Here is a 559-nt window from a genome sequence, read left to right on the forward strand (position 1 = left end):
CGCCAGACCGGCGGCGTCGTCCTTGGCGCTGTTGATGCGCAGACCGGAAGACAAGCGCTGGATCGCGGTGCTGAGCGCCTTGTCGCTGATGCCCTGGTAACGCTGGGCGGACAAGGAATTGATGTTGGTGTTAATGACGGCTGCCATTTGAAACTCCTGTGTAAAAAAATAGCACTGGCTGCCTCAGCTCCGTGCTGGCTGGTCTGGGTCCACTTTTTGATGGGTGGCTCTTCAAGGCATTTCTGAAACCAGCCCTGGGGTTGGCCTGTGGATGCCTAGCGGGTTTTCGCAACCCTGTGCACCTTTATCGTCCCGACGCCAGGGAACTTGAGCCCAAACCGAAAACTTGAGTTGGAAAAGCAGCCGAAAAATCCTGTATCACCGTGTATCAACCCTCTGGACATGCCGCCGGAACTCAAAAACAAAAAGGGCTGGCACCGTTTCCGGTGCCAGCCCTGGAAAGCAGGGCAGGAATCACTTCCGATGCCCAAACTTCCACCCCAACTCTTATTGCAGCAGCTGCAGCACGCCCTGCGGAATCTGGTTGGCCTGGGCGATC

The 559-nt window shown here is 56.7% G+C and carries 2 protein-coding genes; one reads left to right on the forward strand and one right to left on the reverse strand.

Annotated features, from left to right (window positions below; genetic code table 11):
• Nucleotides 1–147: flagellin N-terminal helical domain-containing protein (locus tag HGR_RS03240; protein WP_006296651.1), on the reverse strand; the 147-nt coding region annotated here is incomplete at its 3' end.
• Between the two features lie 204 nt (nt 148–351).
• Between HGR_RS03240 and HGR_RS17750 the strand changes: the two genes are divergently transcribed.
• A partial coding sequence (locus HGR_RS17750) for a hypothetical protein (RefSeq protein WP_237701364.1) occupies nt 352–559 on the forward strand: 208 nt, incomplete at its 3' end.

Origin of the sequence: Hylemonella gracilis ATCC 19624, from assembly GCF_000211835.1 — a bacterium.
Lineage (GTDB): Bacteria > Pseudomonadota > Gammaproteobacteria > Burkholderiales > Burkholderiaceae_C > Hylemonella > Hylemonella gracilis.